Raw genomic sequence first — 16,799 nt, 5'->3', positions numbered from 1 at the left:
ACTTGAACCTCCACGGTGGTTAGCGTGATGACAAAAACTATAACTCTTGCTTAAAAAAGACAAGACAAGATGCAATATAGGTAGATAAAATATACAATAGGCTGCTGATAATTGCTATGTGTTTATCTCCCTGAATACTTGAGATGACTTGTAAGGATTGCAAAGGAATAACGGGTGTAAAATTCGTTGAGCTTAATGCTGAAACTGCTATACTCGACAATATAATAAAAGCCAAATTAATCATAATAGATTTTATTAATGTTTTACCAATAATTGATAAAAAAAAGACAACAGATATGATCGATGTATAGATCAAATAATAAAGCGTAATGGTTTGGATATTCTCCATGTGTATAGATACCTTATTAAGAAAAATAGGTATTGCCATAGTTATAGCCGCATGAATGCTGATTATTACAGAACTAACTAACCAGAAAATCACATATTTAGTCGTGATTATTTTAAACCGACTCAATCCACATCCTATAAGCACTCTGTAATTATTTGAACTGTAATCACGATTTACATAGAGGCTTGCAAATATAGTAATGTAAAGCATCAATACTGCTGATGAACTTAAAAAAGCAATATTGAGAAGGTTATCCGGTTCACTAATATTCATCTGAACTGATATAGACACACCCAAAAATAGTGAAACAGGTATGACCACGAGCATAAGATACAATAAATTTGGCGAATGCGAAATTTTATACAGCTCTACTTTGTACATTCTGATCCCCCAAACTGGTCCGGGTTAGACGAACAAAATAGTCTTCGAGTGTCTCCTGTTGATAAAAATACTCTGTAATTCGATAATTTGTTTTTACTAGCATGGATAGGAGCTCTTTTGGAACGTTTGCGGTATCTCTTATTATTATGTCATTGCCCTCTAACGATATTTGAGTAACCCCCTTGTCCCGCAAAAAACTAACAACATCCTCCACATTCTCATCATGCTTGATCTTTATGGACGGTCTGCACTGATGCTCCATTTCTTGAGCAGAATGCAGAGCAATTAAACTGCCCTCATGTAAAATGCCATAGCGGGTTGCAACCAGATGTAGTTCTGTCAATATATGACTGGATATTAGAAAAGTTATACCCCTGTCCTGATTCAACTTTTTGATCAAATTTCTCATATCGATGATACCATTCGGATCAAGACCATTTATTGGTTCGTCTAGTATTAAAAATTGTGGTGAACCTATCAGAGCCATTGCAAGACCGAGACGTTGTCGCATACCCAAAGAAAACTTATTCACCTTTTTTGAACGAACATCGTCCAAGCCTACTATTTTTAACGTTTCTCGTACTAGTGATTTATCCGGGATTTTTTTTGCTAACCGAATAATTTCCAGATTATCAATAGCAGACATATCACCGTAACATGCCGGATGTTCAATTATGACCCCCATTTCCTTCCGGCTGTTTTGAGTATTCTGGTTCTCTCCCAAAATAGCAATTTTACCTTCTGTCGCTCGGCTGCTCCCGGCAATAATCTTCATTAACGTCGTTTTCCCTGCACCATTTTCACCTATTAAACCAAAGATTTCGCCACGATGAATGGTTAAGGATATGTCATTTAGTACCGTCTGTCCTTTATACTCTTTTGTTACATTTAATACCTTCAAAATGATATCCTGTCCCATGCATTCACCTCCTACCTAATACCTTAATTATTCCTATCATATTTTCTTTATCAAACCATTTGTCCTTACATTTTATAGAAATGTCCCCACTTAAGCAGTAATATTTATAACTCCTTTTTCAACTATATTGACTTTGAGCACACCTTCGGGATACTGGCATGTCAATTGCCGATATGCAGCTATTCGCTAATCTGACTCCTGGGAGACCCAAGTAGCTACTAAAGAGCCGCAATAATAATTATTAGGAGGGGCCATGAATCATACATTATTAGGTAGCTCAGGTATTCAAGTTAGTCCTATTGCATTATGCTTTATGGAATGAGGGGTGTGTAGGTGGGAAAAGTGAGACCTTACTAGATCATTGGATGCACGAGCGGGGCAACCGTTCCTAAGTCATTCTCGCAACCAAAGCAGGTGCCAAGCCGACTTATCCAGGCGGAGGATTTAAGAATAAAGAAGACTTAAGCCTTAAACGCTTAAGAACCGATTATATTGATATGTATTACACGCATATGTCTAAGCTACCCGAAGCAGACTCGGGGGATGGGGATGATTGTGGGGGAACCCGGCGCGGGGAGCGAATCGCCAAAAAAACAAAATCAGTGCTTAACAAAATAAAGGAAGAACCTAACGATACGGGACAAGTTGTACATCTGTTATCCAGAAAGTACCCTTTAGTCGTTTTGACTAATAATATTCCTCAAAATCATCTTCCAGTGTCATACTTTTTTTGTCAAACACTGATATTTTTTCTGAATATGCCCTGAAATATATCAAACCCTTATAGTTATATTAGGCTCAGATGGCACTATTTTTATGTTTCTTTGGATTAAAACAAGTGTTTCTAAAATGGAACACGAACTCAAGCACCGGCTTCTTTTTCCAGTCATCTATTATCCTTACGAGTGACGATATGATTCTTATAATATCCGTCCAGATAACAATTCACCGTTTTCCGAACATCTTCCTTAAAATTACGTTGAAGTCCATCCAGACCATTTTTCTCGATGATATCAATAACTTCCTCGGGCAAGGTGGCTGATAATTTACAGCCGGTTATGATGGAAGCCTCTGCTTGGAGAATCTCCATCACATCCTCTTGGGTTAATGCGTGTGAAGCGCAAATGATGGCCACTAGCTCTGACAACAATTTGTACAGATTGATTTTATGGTTCAGCATGGTTTCCGGGTCCACATTCTTCTCGAAAACCGCTGTGCGCATAGATTCCAGCCTGACGTAAAGGGGATTATGGTCGACGAGTTCCATCAGCTCATTCATTACGAGATTTTTGAAGTCATCGAAATTCTGCACAGGTATTTCCTTTGCCATCTCCGCCAGACGTGCGAGCCGCTTCTCATACTCCCGGCACAGCAGGCTAAAAAACAATGCTTCTTTTGTTTTAAAGTACACAAACAGAATCCCGTTTGACATGCCCATCTGCTTGGCTATATCGGACATCTTTATTTTTTCGTACTCTGATGAAAGAAACATTTCAGCCGCTTTATCCAGAATAGCCTTTGCCTTTAAGGCCTTTGCTTCGGGAGTCATTGCACGTTTTGCCATAGTATTTATCACCCCATTCGATTTATTTTAAGACCTAATCGATCTGGAGTCAAAAATAAAACCGCCTTCCTTTCTTTATTCTTTCAAGAAGGCCCTAACCGATTCGTCGAAATCGCTGCAAAACGCTTTGGACATTTTATCTGTTCCATTGCTTCGGGATAGCCGGTTAATCTGCATGGCAGCAACAACATCACTTGTTAGCGTAGCGACTTTTTTCGGGATTTCATTGCTGACTTCCATCGCTACCTCGATCCATACTTTATTAACCTCCTGTGTCCAAGCTCCTTTTGCCTCACGATTATCTATGACGATGGCATCCGTTTCCTTGTCACGATGAGCTTCCTTAAGCAATTCCCCAATGGCGTAAGCTTCCTCCATGGTTACAAAAAAATTCGTATGCTTGATAAAGAAAATGCCGTCCACTTTCCAGTAAGTGGTTGTTTTCGGCAGAAGAGGATCAAACTTAGCCATATTATTCACCCTTTTCAAAATGATTGTATTGTTTGCTTAGCCGAACCTTTTGATGATTCTGTCGTAAGCACGATCTCCAAAGACTGTTTTCATAAATACCATCGGTTTGGCCATAAAACCGACCAGATAACGCGTTTTTGGTCTTTTTACGGTTACCGCTTTGCCGATGGTGCGTGCAATCAACTCCGGTTTTGATAATTGATTACCTGTATAATTTTTGACCATTCCCTCGGCCGCTTTGTTTGCAGCCTGAGCATACGGTCCTTTTGCCGATACCTTTTTCAGATTTTCCGCGGCAATGATTCCCCAGTCCGTTTTAATTCCGCCTGGCTCCACAACAATGACATCAATACCAAACGGTTCCAATTCCAGTCGAAGGCAATCCGAAAGACCTTCTACTGCAAATTTGGTTGCATGATACCATCCGCCAAAATTGGTCCAAATCTTACCGCCCATTGAGGAGACATTAACAATTTTGCCGAATTTGTTTTTACGCATGCTCGGCACCACAAGCTGTATCAGTCTCGCCAGCCCGAAGACATTCACTTCCATCTGGCGCCGAGCCTCTTCCATAGGAATATCCTCGACCGCTCCATATGAGCCATAGCCTGCGTTATTAACCAGGATGTCAATTTTTCCTTCCTTTTTAAGAATCTCATTGACGGCCTGAATCATGGATTCGTCATTGGTGACATCCAAGGAAATGGGACGAATGCCTTTTGTCGCAAGATCCTGCATTTTGTCGATGCGTCGTGCAGCCGCATAAACCGTAAAACCTTTGTTTTTCAGCTCAATGGCCGCCTCCTTACCGATACCCGAAGATGCCCCTGTAATTAATACAACTTTTTGACTCATGAATAAAACCTCCACATTTATTCTTATTTGATTATGAGTCAATTATAAGTGACTTAGAGTCAATTGTCAATAATTCAGAATAACTTTTTCAATTGTGTAGGGATGGTATTAGGAAGATGGCTGTTCCTCTGCCATAGTTTATCCTGTACGGAAACCTTTAAGATATTCAATTCACTGTAAAAAAAACGTTTTGATGGACAGTTGATTTACGTATGCCCCTCATTTGCGATATCGTCGTTCGCGGTCTAGATGTGATCGGCATGGTCAAAATTGACAACAACCGTTTCCTGCTCAGGATCGAAATCGCCGATGACCCTATCAGACAAGACTGCCGGTATATGGACATGACGAGTTGTCCAAAATGGCGCGAAGCTTCAACCATATGGCGGATGAAATCCAGCGTCAAATGATGGAGTTAATTCAAAGTGCTGAAAAAAAACAGCAGTTTATCGATAATTTCGCTCATGAACTCCGTAAACCGATGACTGCTATACATTGGTATGCAAAATATTTGCAGAAGGCCACCCTCACGGAGGATGACAGACTGTCCGCATTTGCTACATCATGTCGGAAAGTCGGCGGCTGCAGACGATGGCTCATCAATTGCTCGAGCAAACCAATCTTAAACATGATCATATTGTGTGGAAAACACAAAAAGCTTACGTCTTTTTTCAAGTCGTCAGGCAGACACTGCATAGAAAGATGGAGAGAAAAAAATTAATATCATTTGGGTATGTGAATTGGATGTGATATGGGGAAACGTCTGCTTGCTGCAAAGTCTGTTCGTCAATTTGATCGACAATGCGATCAAGGCATGCGACCCGGGCGGACATATCGTCGTGCGAAACGCATTTACAGACAAGCCATTCAAAGTGCTTTGTGGATTAAGTATGAAATAAACTTTTATAGTAGAAATTACTTGATGGGGAGCAATGTTTTGTATCTTTTCATTTTAGCGTTGATCTTAGTCGCACTTTGCATGCCAGGCATATGGCTAATGAGCAAATATACAGCCAGCGATCTTTTTGATAAAGCAGATAACCAACTATCCAAACAAGCCTTATTTATCATGCTGGTCATACAAACCATCATGAACGTCATTTTGTCAGTTACAGCAGGGTTTTAGTTACTATTCTTTCATTCGGTCTACAATTGACACGGTCTCCGTGCTGGCTTCTGAGCAAGCCAGGCAACAGGACTTGCAGCACGAATTACTTCTGGTGGTATCACAGAGAAAAAGATGTTGTTGCACCAACAAAAAATAAGCCATATTGCAGGACAACTGCGGTTGTGCAGCTGTCCTAATAAAAAATCATCTATGGTCGGCGTCTCGGAATTCTTTTATAACTATGGAGTTAATCCGCCGTAAGCTTATCTATACAACGAATATGATCGAGAGTTACCTACGGCAATTTCACAAAGCCGAACTCTACTACAAATATTGTATTTTGCGACAATGGATGTCACTCGTAAATCAACATGCCATTATTTACATATTTCCAATACTAAATGCAGCATTACATCGATCCCTTTTTTTAGATCCTCATAATCTGTCCATTCATCGGGATGATGGGATATACCGCCTTTACTTGGTACGTATATTAAATTAGTGGGAGCCAGATCTGGCATAATCATTGCATCATGGCCTGTCCCATTATTTATGATTGTATATTTATATCCTAAATTTTTACAAATATTCTCCATAATTTCTACATTTTCTTTTAACATGATGCTAGGCGGAGTTGGATTAGGATAGCCGATGCGCGCCATTTCAATCAATTCTGCCTCAACGTTCGTCTCTTCCTGGATCGCCTTTAATTCGGCCAATAAACGATCGTATAGATTAATGTTTTGAAGGACTTTTTCATCAAATGTTCTGATTTCTACTTTCGCTTGAACGTAATCCGGCACAAATTGGTGAGAGTTAGGTGAAATCTCCATTTCTCCAACTGCTCCTGTAACCCCGGGTCCTAGTGACTTAATAATTTGATTAACAGCGATGGCAAAATTTGATGCAGCAAGCAATGCATCTTTCCTCGTTTCCATCGGTGCAGTAGAGTCTGCTACTTTTCCATGGAATTTCACTTTGTAACGTCCTATTCCAGGAAGGTATTCGACTAAACCTACATCTATTTTCTCATTATCAAGAACAGGTCCTTGTTCTATATGGAGTTCGATAAAATTTTTAATCGTCCCTTTTTTTCTTTTTGCACTTTCTAAATCCGGAATCAGACCATACTCTCTCATCGCTTCTCTTTTGGTTAGACCTTGTCGATTTTTGACGGTATCTAGCTCTTTATTTGTTAATGTCCCGACAAGTGCCCGGGAATTTGAAACTCCTGTACTTGGCCCAAATGTTTCTCCTTCTTCAGCATTCATCGCGATAATTTCTATCGGATATTCATTTTCAATATTATTTTCATGGAAAACCCTGAGGATTTCTAATGCCGCTACAGTCCCCGCTACTCCATCAAAAGCCCCGCCATTTACCACAGAATCATAATGAGAGCCAATCAAAACAACGGGTGCTTCAGGGTGAGTCCCTTCTCTACGTCCAAATAATGTGGAGAATCCATCCTCCCATACGTTTAACCCGGCTTTTACCATCTCACTTTTCAAATATTCTTTTGCTAGTTTATCTTCATAAGAATATGATGACCGGGTAACTCCATTACCTGGTGTTGCAGTAAAGGTAGCCAATGTTTCAATGTCTTTAATTACTCTGTCTAGATTAACCTTCATGCTTATCGTCCCTTTCAAGTATACAATTAGAATTCTTGTCAGGACCCATCGTAGCACTAGATAAATTTGGGGACAATAATTGTTATAGATAAAGATTTTTTATTCTTATTTTGAATAAAATTTCATATTTGAAAAAAAGTACAGCAAATAATTTCTCAGAATATTTTTTCGTGATGTGAATGAATATTCAAAATTAGAATAAGGAATTTTAATGATACGAAAATATTGTTTGCTAATTTTTTAAGTGATACCATGACTTCAGAAAGTTGAGATGAAACGGCTTTCTCATAATGAGTAACGATCTCTAGAGGGAATTTTGTAATTAACAGGAGTATGTTTCCGGAGAACATACAAATATCGGGGGGGGGATATCGGAAATTAAGATTGCTGTAAGGTTCATATCTTTATCGTCACTTTGAATGGATTCATTCAATAGTTATTCCTAATGTAAAAGGCGGGGAATATATGAGAACTAGTATCCAAAAACTTGGAAAAACACTAATGGGACCTTTATCAATCATTGTAGCATCGGGGTTGCTCTTAGGTATTGTCTCAATCTTACAAAATCCATCAATTATCGGTGAAACTATTTCTAGCGCTGCTGCTATACAGAATTTCGTAGGCGGCGTTCGGGCGATTGTTGGTACGATGTTTGGTTTGCTTCCTATTCTATTTGCGATTTCAGTGGCGACTGGAATGGCAAAAAAGGATAAGGAAATTGCAGGTTTTGCAGTTGTTATAGCTTTTATTATCTTCCATGTCGTGATTGGCTATTTATTAAATCTAAATAATATTACAGCCGACACAACTTCAGTGGATTATTTGGTAGAACACGGGAAAACTCAAATTCAAGCATCAGAAATAGCAAATGCCTATGAACAAATATTAGGTGTATTCACGTACCGTATGGGTATTTTTGGAGGAATACTTGTAGGATTATGGACCGCTTTTATTCACAATAGGTATCATACGAAACAACTTCCTACAGCATTTAGTTTTTTTAGTGGTAATCGTTTTGTGCCAATTGTCATTATTGTGACGATCCCATTCATTTCTATCATAGCATACTTTGTTTGGCCGTATTTTAATATCGCGGTTAATAGCTTGGGGAGTTTGATTGGTAAAGCAGGAGCACTTGGTACTTTTTTGTATGGTTTTTCAGAACGGATGCTTATTCCAACAGGGTTGCATCACGTATTGAATCAGTTGATTCGTTTTACACCAATCGGCGGTACTGCCGTTGTTGATGGGGAGACAGTATCTGGAGCATTAACAATATTTAATTCAGTACTAGCATCACCCAACCCGGATATTCAAACATTAAGAGAATCAACCCGCTTTTTAACACAAGGCAACCATCCGTTCATGTTATTCGGATTACCTGCCGCATGTTATGCCATGTATAAAACAGCTTTTTTGGAAAACCGACCAAAGATTAAGGGGATGCTGTTTGCAGCTGCAGCAACTTCGTTTGTAACTGGTATTACTGAACCGATCGAATTTGCCTTTATCTTTATATCCCCAATCCTTTGGTTATTCCATGCATTTATGTCGGGCTTGTCATATCTCCTAATGACATTAATGAATGTTGCGGTTGGGAATGCTGGAGGCGGGATGATTGATTTAACTATCTTTGGGATTTTACAAGGTACTTACACCAGATGGTACTTGGTTGTTCTAGTGGGTCTTGCTTATGCAGTAATTTACTACTTTGTCTTTAAATTTGTGATTCTGAAATTTAACGTAAAAACACCTGGTAGAAATACAGACTCTGAATTAATTGAAGAACAAGTTACTGCAGGTTCAGATGAAGATGATTTAGGAACTACAATTCTTAAGGCTTTAGGTGGAAAAGAAAATGTGGTAGAGATTGATAATTGTATTTCAAGATTACGGTTAGTCCTGAATGATACCTCATTGGTAGATGAATCATTACTAAAAACAACAGGCTCCATGGGAATGGTTAAAATTGACAAGAGTAATATTCAAGTCGTATATGGCCCCAAAAAAGTAGAACAAGCTGCGCATTCCTTAAAAAGGGAAGTTGAAAAATAAAGCTTCGATAATATGATTACTCTTCATGATGAAACCAGTAATATACTAACATCCAGGGGGAGGGAAGATCATTAAAGCGATTTTGCTTTAATGATCTAACAAATGAAAACTATTTTTGTGAGAAACTATGATGATATGTCAGTAAAAGGATATAACATCATTAAAAAAGTGATTGAAACAAAAGGAGAACCTGTTATCTCTATGACTACGGGTGGTACACCTAAAGGAATATTTAAGTTATTTGTTGAAGATATTCAAAATGGTTTAGACATTAGCAATACGACAATTATGAACCTGGATGAATATGTGGGTCCCCAAGATTCCGTTTATACAGTAAGAACATTTATGTATAAAAATCTGTACAACTTAGTCAATGGGGAACCCAAAAATATTTTCTTAATTGATGGGGAAGCTCAAGACACCGATAAAGAAATTGCCCGATATAAAGAAATCCTTAACCAATTTCCTAGAGATATTCAATTATTAGGTTTAGGTACGAATGGTCATATCGGTGCGAATGAACCTGGGACTCCTTTTGATTCCACCATGTTCTTAGCGCAGCATGACGAATCTACGATTCAAAGCACAATGAAGGAGTATGGAATCACAAGAGAAGAAGCGCCAACCGAAATGCTTACACTTGGATTTGCTGAAATTTTAAAAGCAGAAAAGGTATTACTGATCGCATCCGGAAAACATAAAGCCGAGGCAGTGAAAGCTCTACTAGAAGGGGAAATCACACCAGATTGTCCTGCTACTGCATTAAGAAATTGTGATAATGCGATTGTCATCATCGATGAAGACGCTGCCTCCTTATTAGAAAAAGACCACAAAAGTTATAATTCGTTCCTATAGTACTGCAATTACCCCAAATAGTAGCACAGACCAGTATGTTGGTTTATGCTACTATTTTTTTGAAATGCCGGAGTGTTAAATGCAGGGGAGGATATGGGGAGGTGCTGCGTAAAAGGACAAGTTCGGTTATGATATTTCTTCCAATTTACACAGGGAAAAAACAGCCATTGAACCGCCTAAGTACGGCTGCTCTTAATGGCTTTTTTGAGCATAACTATACAAAATACATGTATTTTCACTGCTAAAAGTATATTTAAATGGATTAAGGTGCATCATGATATTGATGTTGAATCATGATCGGCATGTTATAGTAATGAAAATACCTATTAAATTACAAGGTGTTAGGAGCATTTTGGGAGGTAATCTTGATAATGAATTTGGAAGGATTAATTAATAAATATTATGATCAATTAAACGATAATGATTTGCATATCATCGGTTACATTAGTCAAAATATAGAGTTGAGCAAGGACAAAACAGTCACCGAAATTGCAAAGTATTGTAATGTCTCGCCTTCTACGATCATTAGAACAACAAAGAAACTAGGCTTTAGTGGCTATAGTGAATTTCGTTATTTTTTAAAAGAAGAGGCTGACAGACTTAAAGAAATAAAAGTACCTAACAATCAATATTTTAATAGTTCTGTTTTATTAAAAGATGTGCAGGAAACGATAAAACTTTTTGATGAAGATAAAAGTTTAGAAAACATTTATAAGTTATTTTTAGAGTCCAAAAATATTTTTGCTTATGGGACCGGTTATGGGCAAAACTTGATGCTTAAAGAATTTTCCAGATGTTTATTGAATAATAGTATTTATTTAAACATCATACCGAGTAAAACGGAGCTCGAATTAATCTCTCAACTAATAACCCCAAATGATTTATTAATCGTTGCCTCCCTATCTGGAAAGATCGAATCAATTGATTCTTTGATAAAGAGTATTGTAGTAAAGAAAGTACCAACCATTTCAGTTACCGTTTTTTCACGGAATGATCTAGCTTATTTAGCTAACTATAATCTCTATTATCAGGTTACCAATTTGAATAAAATCAGCCAATTAAACAACTCTTCATTCTGTACATTAAATTTAGTGCTGAGTTTACTGTATGAAGGGTTTACAAATTATGTTAACGAAAACCAAAGGCACTGATATAATTAGATGACGCAATTTAGGTAAAACCGGCCCATACTCAACTATTGAGGACCGAGTTATCGTCAAACGGGAAGACTTGAAAGGATGCATGATGATGCCTTAGCTACCGCATAAGCCATCCTCTGTTCTTTTTCAACTATGGAAACGATAACTTCGCGAGTGACCCCGCCATTCTGATGTAGCTTGGCTATTGGGTGTAGCAAACCAAACAAGGCCGGTCACGCTGCAAGGTTAATCCATCGACAAAGCCGACTTACCGAATCGCCAGCCTGTCGTGCAGATTATCCTACACCATCACTTTCTAGCAAGGAATAAAAATTATCGCGATCTTCGTCATCAAATTTGCCAAGCGTCCGTACCCTGACAAATTCATGTCCACAAAACATGCCCACTTCCTTGCCATACCTATTGTAGAGCACGATCATATTACCCTCCTGATTCAACTCCATATCCCCGTCTGATTCAGACGCTTCTACGTAAAGGATCATAAATCTGATTTTGTCCACTCTGTTCATGCAGCTACTCTTTTGTCTTTCGTAATGTCCTAGAATTCATTGCGTTCTGTCCTTTGTGTGAATATTCCGTATCTCCCATCGACCTAAAGAAAATTTTACGTGAAAATACTGGATGAATTGGAAAAGGCGATAGCGCTATTCATACTCTAAAATTATTCCTGTAGCTGTCACAGTATCGAGTGCTAATAGTGCTTGCACCTGTACTACAGGTCTAAATCCATCCTCGGTTATGCCATCTGCTTTAGACTTTTCTTCTGCTTCAGCAGTAAGAATTTGATCTTGCTCAATGGTCGCTCAGAGCTCTGCTTCAAAGTCTGCTGCACTTACGACTTGGATGCGTTGCTGAGCGGCCGTATTATCCACCCCAAGCTGCTTCAGCTTTTCATCGGTAGCAGCGGTAATTTTAACCCCCTACTCGGCACTGAGTTTTCCCGAATCTCCTGGTAGGTCGCTTCATTCCCAGCTTATCCGGAATTACGATCCACACTGTCCGCTGCAAAAGCAATTCCGAACATACTGGTTACAATCAACAAAGCTGAAAATACAAATACCATCTTCTTCACTTCATTTCCTCCGTTTCCGACTTTGGATTAGTTTGGATATTATCTTATTTTTCATATAGCAATTCTCATTTCGACAATAAAAATTATACAATCTCTTCAGGTGGCATATTAGTCTCTTTAGGAACAAATCGTTCTTCACTAATGATCTGAAGGCTATTGCTAACAAGCACCTGGATAAATTGCTCATTTCCAAAAAAAATCATTTGACATTCACTATATGGCGTAGTAAATTATAAATACTACAATAAGTAGTAATAAAAGCGTTTGGGACACATACAGCTATATAAAGAGGTGTACACATTGAGCCATTTACTTAAATTTTCTGACACAGAATTGGAGCTGATGGAAACAATTTGGGAATGCCAGCATCCTGTAACCTCATCCGAACTGCTACGTATTTTCGGGGAACGAGGAAAACATTGGAAGTCTCAAACCATTTCAACATTTCTGTCACGACTGGTGGAAAAAGGGGCTTTACGCATTACAAACCGGCAAGGTCGAACCAATTCCTATACCCCTTGTATTTCACAAAAAGACTACAGGCTTCAAGAAACTCAAACCATTATAAATGGTCTATACGAAGGTTCAGTCAAAAACATGATTTCCGCTCTATATGACGGAGAAAGGCTTTCAGACAGTGATATTACTGAACTAAAGCAATGGTTTTCGAGAAAGTAGGTGCAAATTATGCACGTAATTTTAGAACTTCTTGTCTCATTGACCGTCTCAGGAAGTATTGTTATGTTCAGCACCCTATTACTAAACTTTTGTCGTTTCCGGTTGCCTTCCAAATTTCGTTATATGCTTGGGAAACTGGCTATTGGTTTATACCTCGTCCCCATTATCCTGCTCTGGAAGCTGATTAGATCCATGTTACAGATTGAACGAACTGCCGTTATTCCAAATACGGCTTCCCTGTGGACATTTCCATATGAAGTGGGGATGTACCTTTTAGGAATATGGGGAATAGGTGCAATTGGGTTTGCCGTATGGCAAATTTATGTTTACCGACGCTTTGTTAAGAAAGTATATCGGAGCCTTACTCCTATTTCGAGTAACGACAGGATCATTCATCAGTTACACATGTTGAGAAAAACGCTAGGCATCCGCTCTAATGTACAAATGGCTTATAGTACAGTTGTCCATAGTCCTGTTCTAGTAGGCCTACGTAGGCCTACAATATTCTTTCCTACAAAAATCCCTTCAAATGCTAACCTATCGATGATAATTCACCATGAATTGATTCACTTAAAACGCAAAGATTTGTGGTTAAAAGCCCTTGTTCTGTTGGTAGGGAGCTTGCATTGGTTTAACCCCTTAGTTCACATGCTCCGTAAAGATATTCATATTTGGAGCGAGCTAGCCTGCGATGAAGAAGTCGTTACGAAAATGACTCATAGCGAACGAAAGCGATACGGCGAAACGATTATGAGCGTCATGATGAGTTCCTCTAAAGTTCCTGTTCGATTCAGTGCTTCTTTATCAGATGATGGAAAAAAATTACAAAAAAGGCTGAACTTAATGTTAGGCGTAAGTAAAATTAAAAAGAGAATTATAATTATTACAACATTGGCTATTATGGCTGTAGGAACAATTAGCGTAGCATCTGCTGTTTGGGCTTCCAAGCACATTCCTGTTGTGGAAGCAGATACGAAACTGGCAAAAATTACGACTCGGACTTCAATTAAAAGTGAAGGTGTCATTGAACGAGAATTGAGTCAACATCAACACGAAAAAAAACAATTTCAACCGTAAAGGAGAGAAATTAAACAATGTTGCTTTTAATCTTGATTGCTGTTATTGGTATTCTTCTATGGAATAATGGGAACGCAAGAACTCGAAAAATTATCATGTACACTTCTTTGGGCGCTCTAGTTATTGCCATAGTCTATACTGGATTACAATTGAATACTTCGACACAAAATTCAGTGGTAGAGCAAAGCAAAAATGTTATAGTCAAAAACATAAACGATCCAACACCCGAAAAACAACAACAACATACTCCTTGATCCTTGTTCTCTTTTCAAAAGAATAGGGGCTTTCCCAAAAGTAGTTGGCTCACTTTAAAGACGGTTCGCCTGATTAAAAAACGTGGCAAAACTAGAAATAGCGGTGCAAGGGAGACTATCCCTGCACCGCTATTTTGGACTTCCGGTCTATTGCCGCCTTCTTGAGCAAATTGTGGGCGAGCGAAAGCCATCCGACCTCAAGGCTGACTTCCGGCAGGCCTCGAAGCAGAAAACGCCGGAATCCAACACGCTTTCCGGTTCAATCATCCTTCGAACCGACAACGCGTATCCTTCCTCACTCCTGAGTTTCTCTCGTGCTTGTTGCTTGTAACGCAAATATTTCAGACTCACGCTGATTTCACGGTTTCCTTTGGCTTTCGTACAAGCTTCTTTCAACGGACCATCTTCGCAGCCTTCGCTTCGATAATGCCGCTTCCTTATTTCATATCCGCTTTCAGTCATTTCCTTACTTTCATAGCGAAATACCAGCTTACGTCCAGCCGAACATGTCCATATATCTTCGACCTCATCGTACTGCCAATTGTCCAATTTACTGATATCTTGCTGCCATTTCTTCGATTTTTCCTTATGATACGTGCTGTACTTCACGATGGCTTCCAGTTCTTCATTTTCCAAATAAGCGTAATTTTCTTCGGAGCCGTACCCCGCGTCAGCGATCATGGTTTTCGGTAGTTTTCCAAGAGCGGCTTTAACCTTCTCCAAATGCGGCTTTAGGCAGCGCGTATCCGTCGGACGTTGATGCAAACTGTAGCCGATAATGAACTGGTTCTCTGTTCCGATCTGCACATTGTAGCCTGGCTTCAGCTGGCCATTACGCATGTGATCTTCTTTCATTCGCATGAATGTGGCGTCATGATCGGTCTTGCTGAAGCTGTTTCGATCCCCGAGAATCTCTTGCTGGGTTTCGTATTTCCGCAAACGCGGCAGCAAGTCTTTATGAAGCACACGTGCCGCCTTTTTTAGTGGCTTGTCTTTCGGCCGAGATTGCAGATTTGCTTCCAATTGCTGCACGGCCGATTCCAGCTTCTCGCTGGTTAGTGTGGACGCTTTGCCAAGCTCAGCAAGGTCTTGTCCAGCCTGCTCCTGATCTTCTTGCTTCTCCGCCGCTTCGATCGTGGCAAACAACGTTTGCACTTTTTCCTGCAACTTAGCTTTCTGCTTCACGACTGCCTTGCCCCAGACGAACGTGTACCGATTGGCGTTCGCTTCAATTTTAGTGCCATCGACGAAGTAATGCTCGAGCTTTAGCAAGAAATTGAAGCACACCTGTGAAGATGGTCTCCAGCACGTCTTTAATCCGCTCGGAACGAAAGCGATTCAGGGTACGGAAGTCTGGGCGTTGTCTACCGGCAATCCACATAAACATGACGTTTTCCCGAACCGCTTTGGCGATCTGGCGAGAGGAGTAGATCCGCTGTGTGTAGGCGTAAATGATGACTTTGGTGAGCATCTTGGGGTGATAGCTGTCACGTCCCCCACCTGGATAGGCAGCGGCGAAAATCTTGTCGTCCAAACGATTGACCGCATCGTTGACGACACGAACGAGGTGATGCGGAGGAATGTCGTCCTCCAAATCCATTGGCAGATAAAGCTGGTCCATGGTATATTGAATGTACATAAAGGAACCTCTCCTTTTGTGAATGGTGGGTCGCACTTCCATTTTACCAAGGAATGGTTTCTTTTTGTTTATCCAGAGCAAAAAAACAGGGCTGTCTCTTAGGTCACTTTATGACCTTTTTATACGAAAATGGACACCTTGAAAAAGCGCAAAAAGACACTCCTCCTTTAAGAAAAGAATGTCATTTTTTTAAGAGGCTTCGGTGGATTCTACTTTAACAATGAATCCCTGGGCCTCGATTTTTTTTACCCAATATTCTACAGATGGTGTTGAAGATTTTAGATAGTCCCAACCTACTTCACGGTAAGGTATTTTATCCTTGAGCATACGGTAGATCATTCGAAGCATGAGATGAGCCGTCGCTATAATTGCCTTCCTCTGTCCTAGTCGTTTCTGTATTCGGTAAAAGAAAGACGCAAGTCGCGTGCCCTTGGATTTACTTGCTGCCCAGGCTGCTTGGCAAAGAACAGCCTTTAAGCTTTTATTTCCCTTGGCAATTCGCGAACTTTTCTTCTTTCCAGCACTCTCATTATTGCCAGGGCTTAATCCGGCCCAGGCCGCTATTTGCGGATCACCTCCAAAATAGGACATATCATTTCCGAGTTCAGCCAAGATGACCGCCGCCGCATCTTTCTGAATGCCGGGAATGGTAATCAAAAGTTCAACGGATGGTAAGTGCGGTTCGAGTAACTGATTAATCTCGAACTCCACCTTCTCCAATTGCTTCT

The 16,799-nt window shown here is 39.7% G+C and carries 16 protein-coding genes and 1 pseudogene; 8 read left to right on the top strand and 9 right to left on the bottom strand.

The annotated features are described in order from the left end of the window. Positions 1–37: 37 nt before the first annotated feature. The 5 genes from BLS49_RS13495 to BLS49_RS13475 form a co-directional block, all read right to left on the bottom strand. On the bottom strand, positions 38–730 hold the full coding sequence (locus tag BLS49_RS13495; protein ID WP_091231218.1) for an ABC-2 family transporter permease: 693 nt from the start codon (positions 728–730) through the stop codon (positions 38–40). Then, positions 708–1,649 (bottom strand): ATP-binding cassette domain-containing protein, encoded by a 942-nt coding sequence (locus BLS49_RS13490; protein ID WP_091231215.1) that lies wholly within the window; start codon positions 1,647–1,649, stop codon positions 708–710. Before BLS49_RS13490 ends, BLS49_RS13495 begins: the two co-directional genes overlap by 23 nt. An 886-nt stretch (positions 1,650–2,535) precedes the next feature. Further along, positions 2,536–3,213: a TetR/AcrR family transcriptional regulator gene (locus tag BLS49_RS13485; protein ID WP_091231213.1), complete on the bottom strand. Its 678-nt coding sequence runs from the start codon at positions 3,211–3,213 to the stop codon at positions 2,536–2,538. 75 nt (positions 3,214–3,288) lie between these two features. Continuing rightward, positions 3,289–3,684 (bottom strand): hypothetical protein, encoded by a 396-nt coding sequence (locus BLS49_RS13480; protein ID WP_091231211.1) that lies wholly within the window; start codon positions 3,682–3,684, stop codon positions 3,289–3,291. Between the two features lie 36 nt (positions 3,685–3,720). Next, a complete protein-coding gene (locus BLS49_RS13475; RefSeq protein ID WP_091231208.1) occupies positions 3,721–4,539 on the bottom strand; it encodes an oxidoreductase in 819 nt (272 codons plus the stop codon). 328 nt (positions 4,540–4,867) lie between these two features. Between BLS49_RS13475 and BLS49_RS25780 the strand changes: the two genes are divergently transcribed. Continuing rightward, positions 4,868–5,260, top strand: a complete 393-nt coding sequence (locus BLS49_RS25780) for a HAMP domain-containing protein (RefSeq protein ID WP_425432149.1) — start codon at positions 4,868–4,870, stop codon at positions 5,258–5,260. A 30-nt stretch (positions 5,261–5,290) separates the two neighbouring features. Further along, positions 5,291–5,665: a hypothetical protein gene (locus BLS49_RS25030; RefSeq protein ID WP_091231202.1), complete on the top strand. Its 375-nt coding sequence runs from the start codon at positions 5,291–5,293 to the stop codon at positions 5,663–5,665. 359 nt (positions 5,666–6,024) lie between these two features. Here the strand turns inward: BLS49_RS25030 and BLS49_RS13460 are convergent, their stop codons facing one another. Then, positions 6,025–7,281, bottom strand: coding sequence for a Zn-dependent hydrolase (locus tag BLS49_RS13460; RefSeq protein ID WP_091231199.1), 1,257 nt, complete (start codon positions 7,279–7,281; stop codon positions 6,025–6,027). Positions 7,282–7,746: 465 nt separating this feature from the next. On the opposite strand from BLS49_RS13460, the gene BLS49_RS13455 reads away from it, so the two are divergent. The 3 genes from BLS49_RS13455 (at position 7,747) to BLS49_RS13445 (ending at position 11,342) form a co-directional block, all read left to right on the top strand. Continuing rightward, the gene (locus BLS49_RS13455) at positions 7,747–9,336 is read left to right on the top strand and encodes a PTS transporter subunit EIIC (RefSeq protein ID WP_091231195.1); all 1,590 of its coding nucleotides are present in this window, start codon (positions 7,747–7,749) and stop codon (positions 9,334–9,336) included. Between the two features lie 102 nt (positions 9,337–9,438). Next, positions 9,439–10,191 carry a glucosamine-6-phosphate deaminase gene (locus tag BLS49_RS13450; protein WP_091231192.1) on the top strand — a complete coding sequence of 251 codons (753 nt, stop codon included), beginning with the start codon at positions 9,439–9,441 and terminating at the stop codon, positions 10,189–10,191. A 371-nt stretch (positions 10,192–10,562) separates the two neighbouring features. Beyond that, positions 10,563–11,342 carry a MurR/RpiR family transcriptional regulator gene (locus tag BLS49_RS13445; protein WP_091231189.1) on the top strand — a complete coding sequence of 260 codons (780 nt, stop codon included), beginning with the start codon at positions 10,563–10,565 and terminating at the stop codon, positions 11,340–11,342. 284 nt (positions 11,343–11,626) lie between these two features. Here the strand turns inward: BLS49_RS13445 and BLS49_RS13440 are convergent, their stop codons facing one another. Then, positions 11,627–11,860 (bottom strand): hypothetical protein, encoded by a 234-nt coding sequence (locus BLS49_RS13440; RefSeq protein WP_091231185.1) that lies wholly within the window; start codon positions 11,858–11,860, stop codon positions 11,627–11,629. Between the two features lie 863 nt (positions 11,861–12,723). Between BLS49_RS13440 and BLS49_RS13435 the strand changes: the two genes are divergently transcribed. The 3 genes from BLS49_RS13435 (at position 12,724) to BLS49_RS13425 (ending at position 14,432) form a co-directional block, all read left to right on the top strand. Then, entirely contained in the window at positions 12,724–13,101 is a 378-nt protein-coding gene (locus BLS49_RS13435; RefSeq protein WP_091231181.1) for a BlaI/MecI/CopY family transcriptional regulator, read from the top strand. Positions 13,102–13,293: 192 nt separating this feature from the next. Next, positions 13,294–14,178 carry a M56 family metallopeptidase gene (locus BLS49_RS13430; RefSeq protein WP_175471409.1) on the top strand — a complete coding sequence of 295 codons (885 nt, stop codon included), beginning with the start codon at positions 13,294–13,296 and terminating at the stop codon, positions 14,176–14,178. Positions 14,179–14,195: 17 nt separating this feature from the next. Continuing rightward, positions 14,196–14,432 (top strand): hypothetical protein, encoded by a 237-nt coding sequence (locus BLS49_RS13425; RefSeq protein WP_091231175.1) that lies wholly within the window; start codon positions 14,196–14,198, stop codon positions 14,430–14,432. A 115-nt stretch (positions 14,433–14,547) separates the two neighbouring features. Here the strand turns inward: BLS49_RS13425 and BLS49_RS13420 are convergent. Further along, positions 14,548–16,071 (bottom strand): annotated as a pseudogene (locus BLS49_RS13420) (IS1182 family transposase). Positions 16,072–16,260: 189 nt separating this feature from the next. Beyond that, positions 16,261–16,799: transposase (locus tag BLS49_RS13415; RefSeq protein ID WP_139173136.1), on the bottom strand; the 539-nt coding region annotated here is incomplete at its 5' end.

Source organism: Fontibacillus panacisegetis (assembly GCF_900102215.1).
In the GTDB taxonomy this organism is placed as follows: Bacteria; Bacillota; Bacilli; order Paenibacillales; family Paenibacillaceae; genus Fontibacillus; species Fontibacillus panacisegetis.
This window is presented reverse-complemented; position numbering and strand designations above follow the sequence as displayed.